This window comes from Dolichospermum lemmermannii CS-548 (assembly GCF_028330815.1).
Lineage (GTDB): Bacteria > Cyanobacteriota > Cyanobacteriia > Cyanobacteriales > Nostocaceae > Dolichospermum > Dolichospermum lemmermannii.
In genome coordinates, this window is record NZ_JAQMTJ010000249.1 from 1 (window position 1) to 16,150 (window position 16,150).

Annotated in this window: 17 protein-coding genes; 14 read left to right on the top strand and 3 right to left on the bottom strand. The window is 38.4% G+C overall.

The genetic code is table 11. The features are described 5' to 3' along the window. Positions 1–61: 61 nt before the first annotated feature. Positions 62–223: a hypothetical protein gene (locus PN450_RS16550; RefSeq protein ID WP_271836973.1), complete on the top strand. Its 162-nt coding sequence runs from the start codon at positions 62–64 to the stop codon at positions 221–223. Here PN450_RS16550 and fabI read toward each other — a convergent pair. Further along, positions 202–978 carry an enoyl-ACP reductase FabI gene (gene fabI / locus PN450_RS16555; protein ID WP_148764322.1) on the bottom strand — a complete coding sequence of 259 codons (777 nt, stop codon included), beginning with the start codon at positions 976–978 and terminating at the stop codon, positions 202–204. The genes PN450_RS16550 and fabI overlap by 22 nt on opposite strands. A 379-nt stretch (positions 979–1,357) precedes the next feature. Between fabI and ntcA the strand changes: the two genes are divergently transcribed. The 3 genes from ntcA to PN450_RS16570 all read left to right on the top strand — a co-directional run bounded on the left by ntcA (position 1,358) and on the right by PN450_RS16570 (position 4,234). Next, positions 1,358–2,029, top strand: a complete 672-nt coding sequence (gene ntcA / locus PN450_RS16560; RefSeq protein ID WP_015080072.1) for a global nitrogen regulator NtcA — start codon at positions 1,358–1,360, stop codon at positions 2,027–2,029. A 213-nt stretch (positions 2,030–2,242) separates the two neighbouring features. Further along, complete coding sequence (locus tag PN450_RS16565) at positions 2,243–3,691, top strand: DUF3084 domain-containing protein (protein WP_271836974.1); 1,449 nt, start codon at positions 2,243–2,245, stop codon at positions 3,689–3,691. Between the two features lie 120 nt (positions 3,692–3,811). Next, a complete protein-coding gene (locus PN450_RS16570; RefSeq protein WP_271836975.1) occupies positions 3,812–4,234 on the top strand; it encodes a pre-16S rRNA-processing nuclease YqgF in 423 nt (140 codons plus the stop codon). A gap of 1 nt (position 4,235) precedes the next feature. Here PN450_RS16570 and PN450_RS16575 read toward each other — a convergent pair whose 3' ends face one another. Then, a complete protein-coding gene (locus tag PN450_RS16575) occupies positions 4,236–4,499 on the bottom strand; it encodes a DUF3146 family protein (protein ID WP_168695434.1) in 264 nt (87 codons plus the stop codon). A 186-nt stretch (positions 4,500–4,685) separates the two neighbouring features. Then, positions 4,686–5,081, bottom strand: coding sequence for a DUF1830 domain-containing protein (locus tag PN450_RS16580; protein ID WP_041457954.1), 396 nt, complete (start codon positions 5,079–5,081; stop codon positions 4,686–4,688). Positions 5,082–5,537: 456 nt separating this feature from the next. Here PN450_RS16580 and PN450_RS16585 point away from each other — a divergent pair, with 456 nt between their 5' ends. The 10 genes from PN450_RS16585 (at position 5,538) to PN450_RS16630 (ending at position 16,046) form a co-directional block, all read left to right on the top strand. Next, positions 5,538–6,716 carry an agmatinase family protein gene (locus PN450_RS16585; RefSeq protein WP_271836976.1) on the top strand — a complete coding sequence of 393 codons (1,179 nt, stop codon included), beginning with the start codon at positions 5,538–5,540 and terminating at the stop codon, positions 6,714–6,716. 6 nt (positions 6,717–6,722) lie between these two features. Then, on the top strand, positions 6,723–7,079 hold the full coding sequence (hypA, locus tag PN450_RS16590) for a hydrogenase maturation nickel metallochaperone HypA (RefSeq protein ID WP_002798306.1): 357 nt from the start codon (positions 6,723–6,725) through the stop codon (positions 7,077–7,079). 44 nt (positions 7,080–7,123) lie between these two features. Next, on the top strand, positions 7,124–7,813 hold the full coding sequence (gene hypB / locus PN450_RS16595; RefSeq protein WP_148764310.1) for a hydrogenase nickel incorporation protein HypB: 690 nt from the start codon (positions 7,124–7,126) through the stop codon (positions 7,811–7,813). Between the two features lie 52 nt (positions 7,814–7,865). Continuing rightward, entirely contained in the window at positions 7,866–8,483 is a 618-nt protein-coding gene (locus PN450_RS16600; protein WP_271836977.1) for an ABC transporter substrate-binding protein, read from the top strand. Positions 8,484–8,518: 35 nt separating this feature from the next. Then, positions 8,519–8,659 (top strand): hypothetical protein, encoded by a 141-nt coding sequence (locus tag PN450_RS16605; protein WP_271836978.1) that lies wholly within the window; start codon positions 8,519–8,521, stop codon positions 8,657–8,659. Positions 8,660–8,972: 313 nt separating this feature from the next. After that, positions 8,973–9,788 (top strand): ABC transporter permease, encoded by an 816-nt coding sequence (locus PN450_RS16610; RefSeq protein WP_148764305.1) that lies wholly within the window; start codon positions 8,973–8,975, stop codon positions 9,786–9,788. 276 nt (positions 9,789–10,064) lie between these two features. Beyond that, positions 10,065–12,554, top strand: coding sequence for a U32 family peptidase (locus tag PN450_RS16615; protein WP_271836979.1), 2,490 nt, complete (start codon positions 10,065–10,067; stop codon positions 12,552–12,554). Between the two features lie 131 nt (positions 12,555–12,685). Next, positions 12,686–13,264 carry a GNAT family N-acetyltransferase gene (locus tag PN450_RS16620; RefSeq protein ID WP_148764301.1) on the top strand — a complete coding sequence of 193 codons (579 nt, stop codon included), beginning with the start codon at positions 12,686–12,688 and terminating at the stop codon, positions 13,262–13,264. Positions 13,265–13,456: 192 nt separating this feature from the next. Next, positions 13,457–15,832: a dynamin family protein gene (locus tag PN450_RS16625; RefSeq protein WP_271836980.1), complete on the top strand. Its 2,376-nt coding sequence runs from the start codon at positions 13,457–13,459 to the stop codon at positions 15,830–15,832. An 88-nt stretch (positions 15,833–15,920) separates the two neighbouring features. Beyond that, positions 15,921–16,046 carry a hypothetical protein gene (locus PN450_RS16630; RefSeq protein WP_271836981.1) on the top strand — a complete coding sequence of 42 codons (126 nt, stop codon included), beginning with the start codon at positions 15,921–15,923 and terminating at the stop codon, positions 16,044–16,046. Positions 16,047–16,150: the final 104 nt, after the last annotated feature.

A 16,150-nucleotide genomic window follows, 5' to 3' on the forward strand; every position in this document is an offset into this window, starting at 1 on the left:
GATAAATTATCGGTCATTGCCAAAAATAGTTCTCCAAATGCTTCGCCCGTACAGTTGTCAGTTGTCAGTAGGGGCGAAGCATTTGGAAGATAAATTATCGGTCGTTGCCAAAAATAGTTCTCCAAATGCTTCGCCCGTACAGTTGTCAGTTGTCATTGGAAAAATTCTTTCTCCCTACATCCCCTACATCCCCCACATCCCCTACATTCCCATAATTTCATAACCTGCATCTACATACAGGATTTGTCCAGTAATACCGCTGGCTAAATCACTGCACAAGAAAGCCGCAGTATTCCCTACTTCTAATTGAGTAACGGTGCGACGGAGAGGGGCGACTTTTTCAACATGATGAATCATATCTAGAATACCACCCACGGCTGAAGATGCTAAGGTGCGAATGGGACCTGCAGAAATGCCATTGACGCGAATATTTTCAGGACCAAGTTCTGCTGCCAAGTAACGAACACTGGCTTCTAAACCAGCTTTAGCCACACCCATGACATTATAGTTAGGAATTGCTCTAACTGCTCCTAAATATGTAAGAGTAATAATACTTCCGCCTTGAGTCATTAAAGGTTTAGCTGCACCGCTTAACTGTACCAGTGAATAAGTGCTAACTTCCAAAGCTGTATTGAAACCAGAACGAGAAGTTTGACTAAAACCTCCAGTCAAATCTTCTTTTTTTGCAAAGGCCAAACAATGCACTAAAATATCTATTTTCCCCCATTCTTGCCGGATGGTTTCAAAAGTAGATTGAATTTGCTCGTCATTTTCAACATTGCAGGGCAAAAATAGGCTAGGACTGAGCGGTTCTACCAATTCAGAAACTTTTTTTTCCATTTTACCCTTGTCATCTGGCAAGTAGGTAATGCCCAAATTAGCCCCGGCTTTGTGCAGTTGTTGGGCAATTCCCCAAGCGATAGAACGGTTGTTGGCAATACCTGTAACTAGGGCATTTTTTCCAGATAGATTCAGCATAAACATTGCTAATGTAATTCATCATTAGGAGCATACTAGAATCTGAGTCTAGTTTGACTGTGTTGGGCTAGAGATTTTCCAAAATACTCCAAGCATAAGCAGTAAGCCCCCAAAAAACCATGACCATGTTTACAAAAATTCTCAAGAAATTGGCAATTTTTAGAGGCAAAACCTTGAGACTATAATTAGTGAAACTACTTATCAATAATTACCAGCTAAACGGAACAACAATTATGTATCATTATAAACGAAAGACTAGGAATTCCGCGTTTGAGTATAGGAAAAAACAGAAAATTTAATGATGATCTATTGATTTTTCAGGTGTATTCTTAGGTAATTAGTTTTTGTTTTTCTGGCATTGGGTAGGGGAAGGGAGAAAATGATAGTGACACAAGATAAAGCCCTAGCAAATGTTTTTCGTCAAATGGCAACGGGGGCTTTTCCTCCAGTCGTGGAAACATTTGAACGGAATAAGACGATCTTCTTTCCGGGAGATCCTGCCGAACGAGTTTATTTTCTTCTCAAGGGTGCTGTAAAACTGTCGAGAGTCTATGAGGCAGGAGAAGAAATAACGGTAGCTCTGCTCCGGGAGAATAGCGTTTTTGGCGTGCTGTCGTTGCTGACAGGGAATAAGTCTGATCGATTTTATCATGCAGTGGCATTTACCACTGTAGAATTACTTTCAGCCCCAATTGAACAAGTCGAACAGGCACTGAAGGAAAATCCAGAATTATCCATGTTAATGCTGCGAGGTCTTTCTTCGCGGATTCTTCAGACGGAGATGATGATTGAAACTCTTGCTCACCGGGATATGGGTTCAAGGTTAATTAGTTTCTTGTTAATTCTTTGTCGAGATTTTGGCGTTCCTTGCGCTGATGGCATTACCATTGATCTGAAGTTATCCCATCAGGCGATCGCTGAAGCAATTGGCTCTACTCGCGTGACAGTCACTAGACTGCTGGGAGATTTACGCGAGAAGAAAATGATTACAATCCATAAAAAGAAGATTACTGTGCATAAACCTGTTGCTTTAAGTAAGCAATTTACTTAGAAATTATGGGGGAATGGAGTTGGCACGGGTTCTATTTTTGAGGTAGTGCGGTCTTGGGATCTCTCCAAGCAGAACAACTACCGTAGAGATTCAACCGTTAATTTGGAGGAAGATCTCAAAATTGGATAATTTCTACTTTTGCCTAACTCCATTTACCCACAGACAATGGTTAAACGTAGTAGGCTGGATCAGTCAGCATTACGGTAGCTAAAAATGACCACCGGGTACATTCTGATTGCAGCAATTCTCATTTTGGGAGGCGTAATTGCCACCGTGGGCGATCGCATCGGCACACGAGTTGGCAAAGCCCGTCTCTCACTTTTTAATTTACGTCCGAAAAAAACTGCTGTAATTGTCACTATTTTTACAGGTGGTCTAATTTCTGCATCAACTTTGGCAATCCTATTTGCGGCTGATGGCGGATTGCGAAAGGGCGTATTTGAGTTAGAGGATATTCAAAGAGATTTGGGGAACAAGCGGGAACAACTAAAAACCGCAGAGGCGCAAAAAAACCAGGTAGAGAGTGAGTTAAATAAAGCCAGACAAGAACAAAGTCAGGCACAACAAGAATTACAGAAAATTAATAAATCATTACAGGCAGCAAATACTAAACAAAAGGCTACACAAGCCCAACTCAATCGCACTCTGAACCAGCAAGCTAAAACTCAAGCCCGACTTAATCAAACTCAAAGTCGTCTTGGGGGAATTGTGATTCAGTATCAACAAGCTAGAAATGAATTACAAACTCTTTACAATCAGCGACAAACATTACAAACGGCGGTGGAAGAGTTAAAAACGGAACGAAAAAGATTATACGCCCAAGCTAAAGAAGCTATTGATGAAGCAAAGACGGTGATTGAAAAACGCGATCGCAAAATTACTAAATTAGATAAACTTATTCAAAATCGTAATCTCGAAATTAAACAGCGGGAAGAAGTTATTATTACTAGAGAATCTCGCTTGAAAGAATTAGAGAAACAACAACAATTTTTAGAGCAGGAAGTAGCCAGACTAGAAAAATATTATCAGTCCTACCGTGACCTCCGCTTAGGTAAACTAGCTTTAGTGAAAGGTCAAGTGATAGCCGCAGGGTTAATTACTGTGGACAAGCCTGATGCGGCACATCAGGCAATTATGCAAATTCTCCAGGAAGCTAACCGCAATGCCAATATTCAGTTAACTGAACCTGGTGGTACACCAGTAAATAAAGAAATACTCCGTGTTACCAAAGATAAAGTTGAGCAGTTAATTGCACAAATTAAAGATGGTCGAGAATATGTAGTGCGAATTTTCTCCGCAGGTAATTATGTCAGAGGTGAAAAGCAAATAGAATTCTTTGCAGACGCAGCGAGAAATCAACTCGTATTTTCATCAGGTGAAGTGCTGGCTACTACTACAGCGGATTTAAAAAATATGACATCTGAACAAATGCGTCAACGCCTAGATTTACTAATTTCCGCTTCTCAATTTCGCGCCCGGAACGCGGGAATTGTCGAAAGTGTCCAAATAGAAGGCACTTTTCTGCGCTTTGTTACCCAACTACAGCAGACGGAACAGGAAGTAGAAATTAAAGCCGTAGCCGCAGAAAATACTTATACTGTGGGTCCGTTGAGAGTCAAATTAGTAGCCCTCCTGAATGGACAAATTCTTTTTAGCACGTGAGGTAATAGGTAATAGGTAATAGGTAATAGGTAATAGGGAAAAAGAATTAATTTACCCATAACAACTGACCAATGACCAATGACCAATGACCAATGACCAATGACCAATGACAACTGACCAATGACTAATACACAACCTGTAATTTTAGGATTTGATCCTGGTCGTGATAAATGTGGGATTGCCGTGATGGGATTGGATAGACAAATATTCTCTCATCAAGTTGTATTGGCAAATGAGGCGATCGCTAATATTGAAACACAACTGCAAAGATTCCCAGTGTCCTTAATTGTCATGGGAGATCAAACAACAGCTAAAAAGTGGAAACAGCAACTTAATCAAGAATTAAGTAAACCCACCAATATCATTTTGGTTGATGAACGTTATTCCACTTTACAGGCACGCGATCGCTATTGGCAGATGTATGCACCTCAAGGCATCATCAAACTATTACCCAAGGGTTTGCGTCAACCGCCCAGGCCAATAGATGACATTGTAGCCATTCTCCTGATTGAACGATATCTCAACCGACTAACTGACAACTAATTTACAATTCAGCCCGAATTGTGAAAGCATAATCCCCCCCAGGTTCTAACTGATAGTCCTGTTGTTCTAAAAACCGCCCTAGAGGTTCTTTGATTAAAGCACGACCTTGGGAAGGCTTTACAGAAAGTTCTCCCCGGCGGAAATGCCACTGGAAATGCCATTGAAAATTACCGGCGCTAACTTCACCTTCAAGAAAGCCTTGTGGCCAAGATTGGCGGGTAATTTTCACATAAGCAGTAGTTTCTGGCAGACGTTTAGCACTCACGCTTGTTTGATGTCACGGATGGGATAAAGGACAATTATTTATAGGGTTACTTATTCTATGTACCAAAAATAGCTTAATTTTACAAACTAATAAAAACAAGATCCGTTAGCAAGCCCTAATTAGTCCACCCCAAATAAAAAAGGTTGCTGAATTGCTGCAACCCTAATGTTTAGCAGTATTGTGTTTTTAATCAATAGATGCCAATTCAACGGCTTGTAAAGATTTTGTCGTATCTAGAATTTTTTTATTATTTTCTGACCTGATCGGATTACCATTACCAGAATTTATGCTTGGAGATGAGTTCTCTTCTGTCTCATCATTGCTAGGTTCATGGATAATCAGGGTATTGCACGGAATCGTATCTGATATAATAGCACTGGCCATCATCCCAGTATGAACTTCCATTTGTGCTTCTGGAAGAACTTCAAACACCAGCCTTTGTCCGGGAAATACAACCCTTTCAAAATACCAATTGGGAATATTGGAGATACGAGTCACCTGGATTTTACTCGTAGCATTGACGTAGCAACAGAGAATCTTCCCCGAATGCTCTGGTGGTAGAGGATCTAATATCTGAGCCATAACTGCTGAGGAGCTTATTTGCGCCACAATTTTACATTACATCAGTAAAGCTAACACCCGATGATCCCGAGTAACTGTAACTGTGACTACCAACTGCAATTTTCTGCATTATTTCTATCTAAAGATATATAGAGATTCTGCGGACAGAATTAATTTAATTTAATTCTCGCTACGATTGCCAAAGATCGTCTACTGAGTTGATTAAGTGATAGACTCAACCTTACCGATACTTTTCTGAAAATATTAGCTGCTCCGTTCAAATCTGCATTTACAATTGAACCATCGCCCGATTCATACAATCCATGCTTAACACGCTTTCCTGATGCTTTCCACTTACCGCGAGGTCTTATAAAAAATATTACCAAAAAAAGATAAAATTGAATTAAATTAATCAGAATCTGAAGTGGTGAAAAGATGAACTATAATATTGTATTTTGAGGTAAAATGATGTCCGAGATGTCCGAGCAATCTACTTTTCAACCCCCTCATGTAACCGAAGCTGAACAGTCCTTAGAAAAAGAACGCCATTTGCCCCTAACGGGCTGGCAACAGGAAGTTTCTCAGGGGTTAACCTACGGTTTAGAGGCGGCCGATAGTATCCGCGATCGCAGTATTCCCACCTTTTCCAGGGGTGAGTTACCCCACTATGCGGGAATTAATACCTTTATGAAAGCCCCCTATTTGGAAGATGTGCGGAATGTGGGCAATTATGATGTGGCAATCTTGGGTGTTCCCCATGATTCGGGGACGACTTACCGACCCGGAACCCGTTTCGGACCCCAGGGAATTCGGCGGATTTCGGCCCTTTATACGCCCTACAATTTTGAATTAGGGGTAGATTTGCGGGAACAAATTACTCTCTGTGATCTGGGGGATATTTTCACCATTCCTGCTAATAATGAAAAGTCCTTTGATCAAATCTCCAAGGGGGTTGCCCATGTCTTTAGTTCGGGCGCATTGCCGATTATTTTAGGGGGTGATCATTCCATTGGTTTTCCGACAGTGCGCGGTATTTGTCGGCATTTAGGGGATAAAAAAGTCGGTATTATTCATTTCGATCGCCATGTGGATACCCAGGAAACGGATTTAGATGAACGGATGCACACTTGCCCCTGGTTTCATGCCACCAATATGAAAAACGCTCCTGCCAAGAATCTCGTCCAATTAGGGATTGGCGGTTGGCAAGTTCCCCGTCAAGGCGTTAAAGTATGCCGCGATCGCGCCACTAATATTTTGACCGTCACCGACATTGTGGAACAAGGCATTGATGCCGCCGCCGAATTTGCCTTAGAACGAGCTTTAGATGGTACGGATTGCGTTTGGATCAGTTTTGATATTGATTGCATTGATGCCGGTTTTGTCCCCGGCACGGGTTGGCCGGAACCTGGCGGTTTATTGCCCCGTGAAGCCTTAGCTTTATTAGGCAAAATTATCCAAAAAGCTCCCATTTGTGGCATGGAAGTGGTGGAAGTTTCCCCTCCCTACGATATTAGTGATATGACTTCTTTGATGGCTACCCGTGTTATTTGTGATGCGATGGCCCATCTGGTTATTTCAGGTCAATTACCCCGTAAAGAAAAGCCCTATTACATTCATCCTGAAGCCAATCTAGCCGTTGACGAACCCTGGCAGTGATTTCCTATGCACGAAACTGATATGACCAAGGCGTTAATTATGACAGTTCGAGATTGGTATGATAGCCAACCTGAAAAGCTCAAAATTGAAAAAATTCATCTCATGGTTGGTGAATTTACCTGTGTCGAACCGGTCAGTTTACAATTTGCCTTTGAAGTTCAAACTGCCAATACTTTTCTTGCAGGCGTGGAATTAGCCATTAAAAATATTCCCCTAATTGCTTATTGTCATTGCTGTCAAAAAGATTATCAACCCCAAATTGGCCAGCAATATTCCTGCCCAACTTGTCGATCACCGATGGAGGATATTCGTTCAGGTCGAGAGTTAAAAATTGACCACATTGAATATTCTTTAGTTTCTTAAACGGAGTTGGGCGATCGCCTCTACCAGCTTAATTATTAATTAAAATGCACCAAACTTTTGACGCAGTCCTAGAAATTAATCTACTTCATGCCAATCAAACAGGAGCCGATCACAACCGCGAGCATTTTGACGAATGGGGCATTACCTGTTTAAACCTGATGAGTAGTCCTGGCGCGGGTAAAACCGTGTTATTGGAAAAAACCCTCGCAGCCTTAAAAAATCACTTAAAAATGGCTGTTATTGAAGGCGATATGACTACAGAACTAGATGCTGATCGCCTGAGACAATATGGAGTTCCCGTGATTGCCATTAATACGGGTCGCTCCTGCCACTTAGATTCCAAAATGGTAGCCGGGGGAATTCATCGTTTAAAAGAAGATTACAACCCCAAAGAGTTTGATTTATTGTTTGTGGAAAATGTGGGAAATTTAGTTTGTCCCGCCGAATTTGAAGTAGGGGAACACGCAAAAGTTGCTCTATTAAGTATTACTGAAGGAGAAGATAAACCACTCAAATATCCAATTATGTTTCAAGAAGCGGATTGTCTCATTATTACTAAATTAGATCTGGCTCCTTATTTAGAGATTGATTTAAAACGTTTAGAAGCAAATGTTCGTTCTATGAATCCTGATGTAACCATTATTGCTCTTTCTGCTCAAACAGGAGAAGGTTTAGAAGAATGGTTAAATTGGCTAAAAAGCCAAGTGAATATCCCGAGGTTTTTGAATTGTTAATCAGTAATAGTTTTTAGATTTATTTCTGTTTTACCTCTGAAGGTTATTCCCTATGAAACGGCGCAATTTTTTCTCCTTACCTCTCGTTTTTTTTAGTAGCTTACTCCTGACTGTTAGTTGTAATCAAGCTCCTCAGCAAACCCCCAATGCAAGTAGTTCTCTGAGTAATACTCCCCCCATTGTCATTGGTTATAGTAACTGGGCAGGTTGGTGGCCATGGGCGATCGCCGAAGCAGAAGGATTATTTGCTAAAAATGGGGCTAATGTTCAAATGAAATGGTTTGATGGTTATCTTGAATCCTTGCAGGCTTTAGCCGCCGGACAATTAGATGGAAATAGTCAAACTCTCAACGATACAATCGCTTTTGCAGGAGATGCAGTGAATGGTGAAGTTGCTGTTTTAGTCAATGATAACTCATCGGGAAATGACAAAATTATTGTCACAGAAGAGATGAAAACGATTCAAGATTTAAAAGGCAAAAAAGTTGCTGTCGAAGAAGGAGTTGTGGGTGACTTTCTCCTCAGTTTAGCCCTAAAAAAACCTGGTTTGAGGTTCGAGAGTTTATGGCTAAAAATCCCCAAAAAGCCGATGAGATTATGGCCAAGCGCGCGGGCATTAGCCAAGAAGAATTGGCCTTATATAAAGAGGGAACGAAATTTTTCACCTTAGAAGAAAACTTAGAAGCTTTTAGTCCAGGTAAAACCATGAAAAATATGCCCTTTGCCGCTCAAAAAATGGCTGATTTTATGATGGAAGTTGGCTTTATTAAAAAAGTCCCCGATCTAACAACTATTTTAGATTCCCAATTTGTCAAGGCGTTGGCAAATAAAGACAAAAGAGCCTAATTATCCCCTCGATCATTCGAGAAATTAAAGGTTCCAATTCTCTATCTACAAGAGGGATTAGGGACTTCAAGAATTTTTTGATAACTGGGTGATATTGGCTATCGAAATTATTCTTTTCTTTTGAAAATCCTGGCTCTTAGGTACTTGTTATGCTAAGTTACCAGTTGGTAATAGGGAACTTTTAACTGGGAACAGGGCAAAGAGAAAAAATTTTGCCATATGCAAAAATATGGCTTATTTCTTCTACATAGCAAGCTTTATGAGATTTCTTTGTTCAGATTTTGCATATTATGTACTCAAGAGCCAAAATCCTATGACCACAACACCTAAAAAGCTTCCTCAAAGCACTTTTTGGCGGATTACCGATGATATTCCTGAATCTCTAAAGTGGACTTTAATGGGTTCATCTATTATCGTACCGCTGATTTTATGGTTACTAATCTCTAGTTTTGCGGGGATTGAATCCGTATTTTTGCCTTCTCCTTTAGCCGTTATTCAGGCTTTAGGAAAATTGGCACAACAGGGCTTTTTAATTCAAGATACTATTACCAGTTTTTTACGAGTAGTTGGGGGCTTTTTTTTGGGAGGATTGTTTGCTATTCCCCTGGGCATTTTAATGGGAACTTTTCCGAGTATTCGCAGTTTAATGGAACCGATCATTGGCGTTGTACGTTATATGCCCGCTCCTGCTTTTATTCCCCTGTTGATTATTTATTTGGGTATTGGAGAAACGTCAAAGATAATGCTCATTTTTATTGGGACAATTTTCTTTAATACCTTAATGATTATGGATGCAGTCAAGTTTATTCCCCGTGAATTGATCGAATTAACTTATACTCTTGGAGGAACTCGAAAACAGGTTTTATTTAAAGTCATTACTCCCTATATTATTCCTAATATTATTGATACTTTTCGCGTTAATATGGCGGCCGCCTGGAATTTAGTAGTGGTGGCGGAATTGGTGGCGGCCGATAATGGATTAGGCAAACGCATTTTATTGGCTCAAAAATTTCTGAGAACCGATGAAATTTTTGCCTGTTTAATTGTTCTGGGAATTATTGGCTTTGCTCTCGATTTAAGTTTTCGTTTGCTTTTGCAGTGGACTTGTAAATGGTCAATTACTCGTTAGCTTAAAAACTCAAGAAGAGAGTTTATTCTGTCACCACTAAAATTATTTTAATGATAAGAGAAGAACCTGAATGCACTTAGAAATTACTCGACTCAATAAAATTTTCACCACTAAACGAGGTGCTGTGGTCGCTCTTAAATTTAGCAGTTTTAAAAAGCCAAACCCCTACTATAACATAAAAGTAATTCTGCAAGGGGTCTAATTATCCATACTCCCCACAACCACCCCCCAATTTAGATACAATCTATAAACTGACATAACCTCGACTTAACCAAAATGACAAGCATCTCCACCCCTATCCTCAAAATCCCCGAACTCCTAGCACCTGCGGGTAACTGGGAATGCGCTCAAGCAGCAGTAGAAAATGGTGCAGATGCGATTTACTTTGGTTTAGAAAAGTTTAACGCGAGAATGCGGGCTGAGAATTTCACAGCAGCAGACTTACCCGAATTGATGGAATTTCTGCACCTGCGGGGTGTGAAAGGTTATATCACTCTGAATACCCTGATTTTTCCCCAAGAACTAACAGAAGCACAGCAATACCTCAAAACCATCATTTCTGCGGGTGTTGATGCTGTTATCGTGCAGGACGTGGGTATTTGTCGGCTGATTCGTCATCTTTCCCCCGACTTTCCGATTCACGCTTCAACGCAGATGACTATTACCAGTGCGGTGGGGGTAGAATTTGCCAAATCTTTGGGATGTCAATTGGTAGTTTTAGCGCGGGAATGTTCGATTTCGGAAATTAATAAAATTCAACAACAAATATCTCAAAAAAACACTTCCTTACCTTTAGAAGTTTTCGTTCACGGTGCTTTGTGCGTCGCATATTCTGGACAATGTTTAACCAGCGAAGCACTAGGAGGACGTTCCGCAAATCGGGGAGAATGCGCTCAAGCTTGCAGAATGCCTTATGATTTAATTGCAGATGGAGAAGTTATTAATTTAGGCGATCGCAAATATTTATTAAGTCCTCAAGATTTAGCTGGTTTAGAAGTTTTACCAGAATTAGTAAAATCTGGAGTTACTTCTTTGAAAATTGAAGGACGTTTGAAAGCACCAGAATATGTTGCTAACGTGACTCGCGTTTATCGTCAAGCATTAAATCAACTATTAGAAACAAATGTAGAGACGTTTTCTAGTTCAAAGAAAGACCAATATAAGTTAGAAATGGCATTTTCTCGCGGACTATATACAGGTTGGTTTGAGGGAATTAATAATCAAGAATTAGTGCATGGGAGATTTGGTAAAAAACGGGGTGTTTATTTGGGAGAAGTTACCCGAATTAGAAATGCAGAAATCACAGTGAAATTAGAAGCACCTGTTAAACCGGGAGATGGAATTGTTTTTGATTGTGGACATCCTGAAAGAAAGGAAGAAGGAGGAAGAATATATGCAGTTATTCCCAATGGTCGAGATGTAATATTAACCTTTGGTAGAAATGATTTAAATTTCCATAGTATTCACATAGGTGATAAAGTTTGGAAAACAAATGATCCAGAATTAGATAAACAAATTCGTCAAAGTTATACTGGAGAACATCCCCAATTTACCAGACCAATTAATATAGAAGTCCATGGAGAAATTGGTGAAAAATTAATAGCTATATCCCGTGATCAATCTTGGAATATAGTTCAAGTAGAATCAGAAATATTAATAGCAGAAGCCCATACAAAACCCCTCTCTACAGAAAGATTAAAAGAACAATTTGGACGTTTAGGAAATACACCTTTTCATTTAGACACTTTTATAAATAATCTCAACGGTAATATTATGTTACCCGTGAGTGAGTTAAACCGAATGCGTCGGGAAATAGTCAGCAAATTAGAGGAATTAAGAAGTAGACCCAAACTTTGGGAATTAAATCATCAGGGAAAATGGCAAGATCTGATTAGTTCTAAATCTACACCAATTCCTGGTTTTCCTTCCCTGATTGTTTTGGTGAGAAACATCGAACAATTAAAAGCAGTATTAACAGCAGATATCAAAACTATATATTGTGAATTTGAAGATCCTCGTAAGTATAAAGAAGCAGTAAAAATAGTCCGAGAATCAAAACAGGAAGAAATTAGTATTTTTGTCGCACCACCCCGGATAACTAAACCTGGAGAAACCTGGATTTTAAACCAAGTTCTTGCTTCCCAAGCTGATGGTTATTTAATGAGAAATTATGATCAATTAGAATATTTTGCCACAGAAAGATGTGTTGGTGATTTTTCCTTAAATATTGCTAACCCTTTAACCGCAGATTATTTTCAACAACGCTTTAATTTAGAACGATTAACAGCATCTTACGATTTAAATATTAATCAACTCGAAGATCTAATTACCAATTATCCAGCGCAAAATTTTGAAGTGACAATACATCAACATATACCCATGTTTCACATGGAACATTGTGTATTTTGCGCTTTTCTATCTGAAGGAACAGACTACACCAATTGTGGTAGACCTTGCGACACACAAACTGTTACAATTAGAGACAGGGTAGGTAGTGAACACATTCTTAAAGCAGACGCAGGATGTAGAAATACAGTATATAACGCTACTGCACAAACCGGAGCAGAATACGTGCAACGGTTAATAGGATTGGGTTTACAGTATTTACGGGTTGAATTTGTCAATGAGACACCGGAACAAGTGCAAAAAACAATACAAAGCTATCAAAAATTACTTCAAGGAGAAATCATCGGTTCGCAACTTTGGAGAGAATTGAAACTACAAAACCAATTAGGTGTGACTCGTGGTGCGTTGGGGATGAATTAGATTAATAATGATAAATATTATTACGATATTTACAGTCACTGTTAACTAATTTCCATATCAGTAATAGCGTACTAGTACCATTAAATTCAAACATAAGTTAAAGCTTTACTGAGATAAATGGTATTGAAGTGATGAAAGAAAACTTAAAAATTTTCCAATGTTCTGAAAATAAATATGTTGATGCAAAAATTTTGCCTTTATCTCAGAAGCATCTTGAAGAGATAGAATTATCTTGGAAACCTGAACTTAACAAGAATAAATGCTGGGACAAAGATTTAGAATTTAGCAAATATTTACATGAGAAACCATCCTTAAAATTCTATGTATTGGAATGTAATTTAGTTGCCCAAGGTATAATTGGGTTACTTCCTGGTCGTCCGTCAATGTTAGAACGGGGTGAAAATTTAGTTTACGTGGCTATATTAACTGTAGCACCTTGGAATCGCGCAGATATTAACAATTCACCGAAATATAAAGGAATAGGTACAACTTTAATAACATTCGCAGCTATATTTAGTATTCACTTAGGATTTGAAGGTAAGATAGGTTTACATTCTGTGAAAACAGCAGAAAATTTTTATAAACGTTTAGACTTTCTTGATTTAGGGAATGATATAAATTACAAGAATTATCACTATTTAGAGTTACCTATTGATGATGCTAAGTTATTAGTTTTAAACTCTTTATTGCTTGACAATTTAAGTAATTAGGGTGCCAATTTTTGTCGTACCACTCCAGATAACTAAACCTGGGTAAACCTACATTTTAAAATAAGTTCTTAACTTTGGCAAAAATTGAAGCTACAAAAGCAATTAGGTGTGACTCGTAGTGCATTGGGGATGATGTAGCTAAACTACGATAAGTAGTATTACAATATTTATGCACCTTGTTTACTACTTTATATGTCAAGTTTAAATCCTCAGTGTCAGCAATTGCAAGCACAAGTTGAGTCTATTCTCCAACTTATACACCAAGAAGCGGCTTTGCGATCGCAAGATATTACATCTGTACAAATTTCTTTGGATAAAGCAGTTTCTCCCAAGTTTGAAATTGTGTTTGCGGGTGCTTTTAGTGCGGGTAAATCAATGTTGATTAATGCACTTTTGGAGAGAGAATTATTATATAGTGCAGAAGGACACGCAACAGGCACAGAATGTAAAATTGAATATGCACCAGCAGATTCAGAAAGAGTTGTTTTAACCTTTTTGAGTGCAGCAGAAATTCAAGAACAAGCGGTATTTTTATGTCAGCATTTGGGATTTAATACTGTAGAAAATATCAATAAACAGGATGTAGTTGATTTATTGCATCAAGGTTGTACAGCAATTATTCAACAAGAGGGAGGAGAAAATAAATCAGAACGTGCAAAACAAGCAAAAGCATTAATTTTATTGTTAGAAGGATATGTTGCAAACAAAGAAAGAATTAACAGCGTTAATAATGCAACCTATTCAATGGAACAGTTTAATTTTACGAACCTCAAAGAAGCCGCAGGATATGCACGCAGAGGTAGTAATAGCGCGGTTTTGAAACGAATCGAATACTATTGTTATCATCCTCTTTTAGAAGATGGTAACGTCATTATAGACACACCAGGAATTGATGCACCAGTAAAAAAAGATGCACAATTAGCTTATGCAAAAATTCAACATCCAGATACGTCAGCAGTAGTTTGTGTTCTCAAAACTGCGTCAGCAGGAGATATGACAAAAGAAGAAACCGAATTATTAGAAATAATGCGGGAAAATGCGGGGATAAGAGACAGGGTTTTTTATATCTTTAACCGCATTGATGAAACTTGGTTCAACAACCAACTTAGAAAACGATTAGAAGATTTAATTAATAATCAATTTTCAGATACTAGCAGAGTTTATAAAACTAGTGGGTTACTAGGATTTTACGGAAGTCAAATTAAGCAAACAAGCATAGAAGATAGATTTGGATTAGATTCGATTTTTGCAGAAAGTGTTAAAGGTTTAGATGGAAGGGAAGAAACACCACAATTTGTTTATGAGTTTAATCGTTATTGTACTTCGGAAAAATTATCTCATAGTCAATTCCGTATTGCTGTTACTAACTTTGAAACTCCCAATCAAAACTATGTGAGAATTTTAAGCGAACAGGGAACACCGTTAATTAACCAACTCATTCAAGATAGTGGAATTGAAGAATTTCGCACATCAATTACTCGTTATCTTACAGAAGAGAAACGTCCCCAATTATTCAAGAATCTCGCAGATGATTTAGAAGACATTTGTATCAAACTCAAAAAACACTATCAAAGTGTGCAAATTGATTTAGATAGTCAACCGCGAGAAATTGAGAGTATGAAAGAATATGAGTTGCAAAAATTAAATCAGCAACTCCAGCAAGTTGGGAGAGATTTTAATCAGCACATTCATGATGAAGTTAACAGATTAATAAATAATAATTGTGAAGAATTTGAAACAGATTTTCGACAATTACAATCACGGATGATTCGTCGTCTTGATGAATTATTAGATACCTTTTCCGTTGCAGAAGCTTACCGTCGCGCTACTTTGAGTCATCCCCGCAATGCAACTGCACCTTTATTAGCTATTTTAGTAGAGGCTTTTTATTACTTATCTAATCAGTTGGAAGATATTTTAATTGAGTCTTGCGAACAAGTAATTGCTAATCTGTTCCAACAATTAATGACAAAGATTAGGAAATCAGAATATTACCGTCAATTGTATCGCTTATTAGGGAATGATGGAGGAATAGAAGCACAGGTAAAAGTCCTAGAAAAACAAGTTTCTCAAGCTTTGGTAAATACTGCTAGTGTTGAATGCGATCGCTTTGTCAGAGAAAGTCCCAGATTTTATAACGAAGGCACATTTTCTATCTATCAATTTCGACAAGTATTAGAACAAACATCCCAAGGTTACGACGCAGAAAGTATAGTTGACGCTGAACCTGCAATTAGACAATTATTAAAGTTAGATTTTGAACCGAAAGTTTCCCATACTATTCGTCAATCTTTCCGTCAAACCATCAACCAAACCATCAAAATTCAGTTATTACCAATGGGGGAAAAACAAGCAGATGAGATATTACAACAATATACTCATGCGCGGGGTTATTTAGAGAAGACTTTACAACAAGAAGCTGAGGAGAAAATTGCTAATAATCAACGTTTGTTGAGTCAAGTTGAGGGGAAAATTGAGGAATATAATACAGCAGTTGCGGGAATTAATAGCTGTTTACAAGCGATGCAGTTATATGAACATTTACTGCCGATAATTGGGGAAGAATAGGTATAATATTTTAGGTGAATACGGGGTTTGTGTTCACCTAATAGGAGTTTTCTCACGCAAAGGCGCAAAGACGCAAAGGAAGAAAGAGATGGAAGATAATTTTGAAATTATAAGTTCTGAACAAAGTGATGTTGTGATTGATTTTGATGGTTATATTTTAAAAGCCAGTCAATTAGATTTAAGTAAGTCGGCGCAAAGAAATCAAACTATGTAAAGATAAGTAAATACGGAAAATCAATCTACTGAGGTGATTAAAATATGGGCGCTCGTTTAAGGGTATTTTTAACTCGTGAGCAAGATAAAACCCTGTTGAACCTA

Coding starts and splice junctions, on each gene's coding strand:
- fabI (WP_148764322.1), bottom strand. CDS start 978: ATGCTGAATCTATCTGGAAAAAATGCCCTAGTTACAGGTATTGCCAAC.
- ntcA (WP_015080072.1), top strand. CDS start 1,358: ATGATAGTGACACAAGATAAAGCCCTAGCAAATGTTTTTCGTCAAATG.
- PN450_RS16565 (WP_271836974.1), top strand. CDS start 2,243: ATGACCACCGGGTACATTCTGATTGCAGCAATTCTCATTTTGGGAGGC.
- PN450_RS16570 (WP_271836975.1), top strand. CDS start 3,812: ATGACTAATACACAACCTGTAATTTTAGGATTTGATCCTGGTCGTGAT.
- PN450_RS16580 (WP_041457954.1), bottom strand. CDS start 5,081: ATGGCTCAGATATTAGATCCTCTACCACCAGAGCATTCGGGGAAGATT.
- PN450_RS16585 (WP_271836976.1), top strand. CDS start 5,538: ATGTCCGAGCAATCTACTTTTCAACCCCCTCATGTAACCGAAGCTGAA.
- hypA (WP_002798306.1), top strand. CDS start 6,723: ATGCACGAAACTGATATGACCAAGGCGTTAATTATGACAGTTCGAGAT.
- hypB (WP_148764310.1), top strand. CDS start 7,124: ATGCACCAAACTTTTGACGCAGTCCTAGAAATTAATCTACTTCATGCC.
- PN450_RS16600 (WP_271836977.1), top strand. CDS start 7,866: ATGAAACGGCGCAATTTTTTCTCCTTACCTCTCGTTTTTTTTAGTAGC.
- PN450_RS16605 (WP_271836978.1), top strand. CDS start 8,519: ATGAAAAATATGCCCTTTGCCGCTCAAAAAATGGCTGATTTTATGATG.
- PN450_RS16610 (WP_148764305.1), top strand. CDS start 8,973: ATGACCACAACACCTAAAAAGCTTCCTCAAAGCACTTTTTGGCGGATT.
- PN450_RS16615 (WP_271836979.1), top strand. CDS start 10,065: ATGACAAGCATCTCCACCCCTATCCTCAAAATCCCCGAACTCCTAGCA.
- PN450_RS16620 (WP_148764301.1), top strand. CDS start 12,686: ATGAAAGAAAACTTAAAAATTTTCCAATGTTCTGAAAATAAATATGTT.
- PN450_RS16625 (WP_271836980.1), top strand. CDS start 13,457: ATGTCAAGTTTAAATCCTCAGTGTCAGCAATTGCAAGCACAAGTTGAG.
- PN450_RS16630 (WP_271836981.1), top strand. CDS start 15,921: ATGGAAGATAATTTTGAAATTATAAGTTCTGAACAAAGTGATGTTGTG.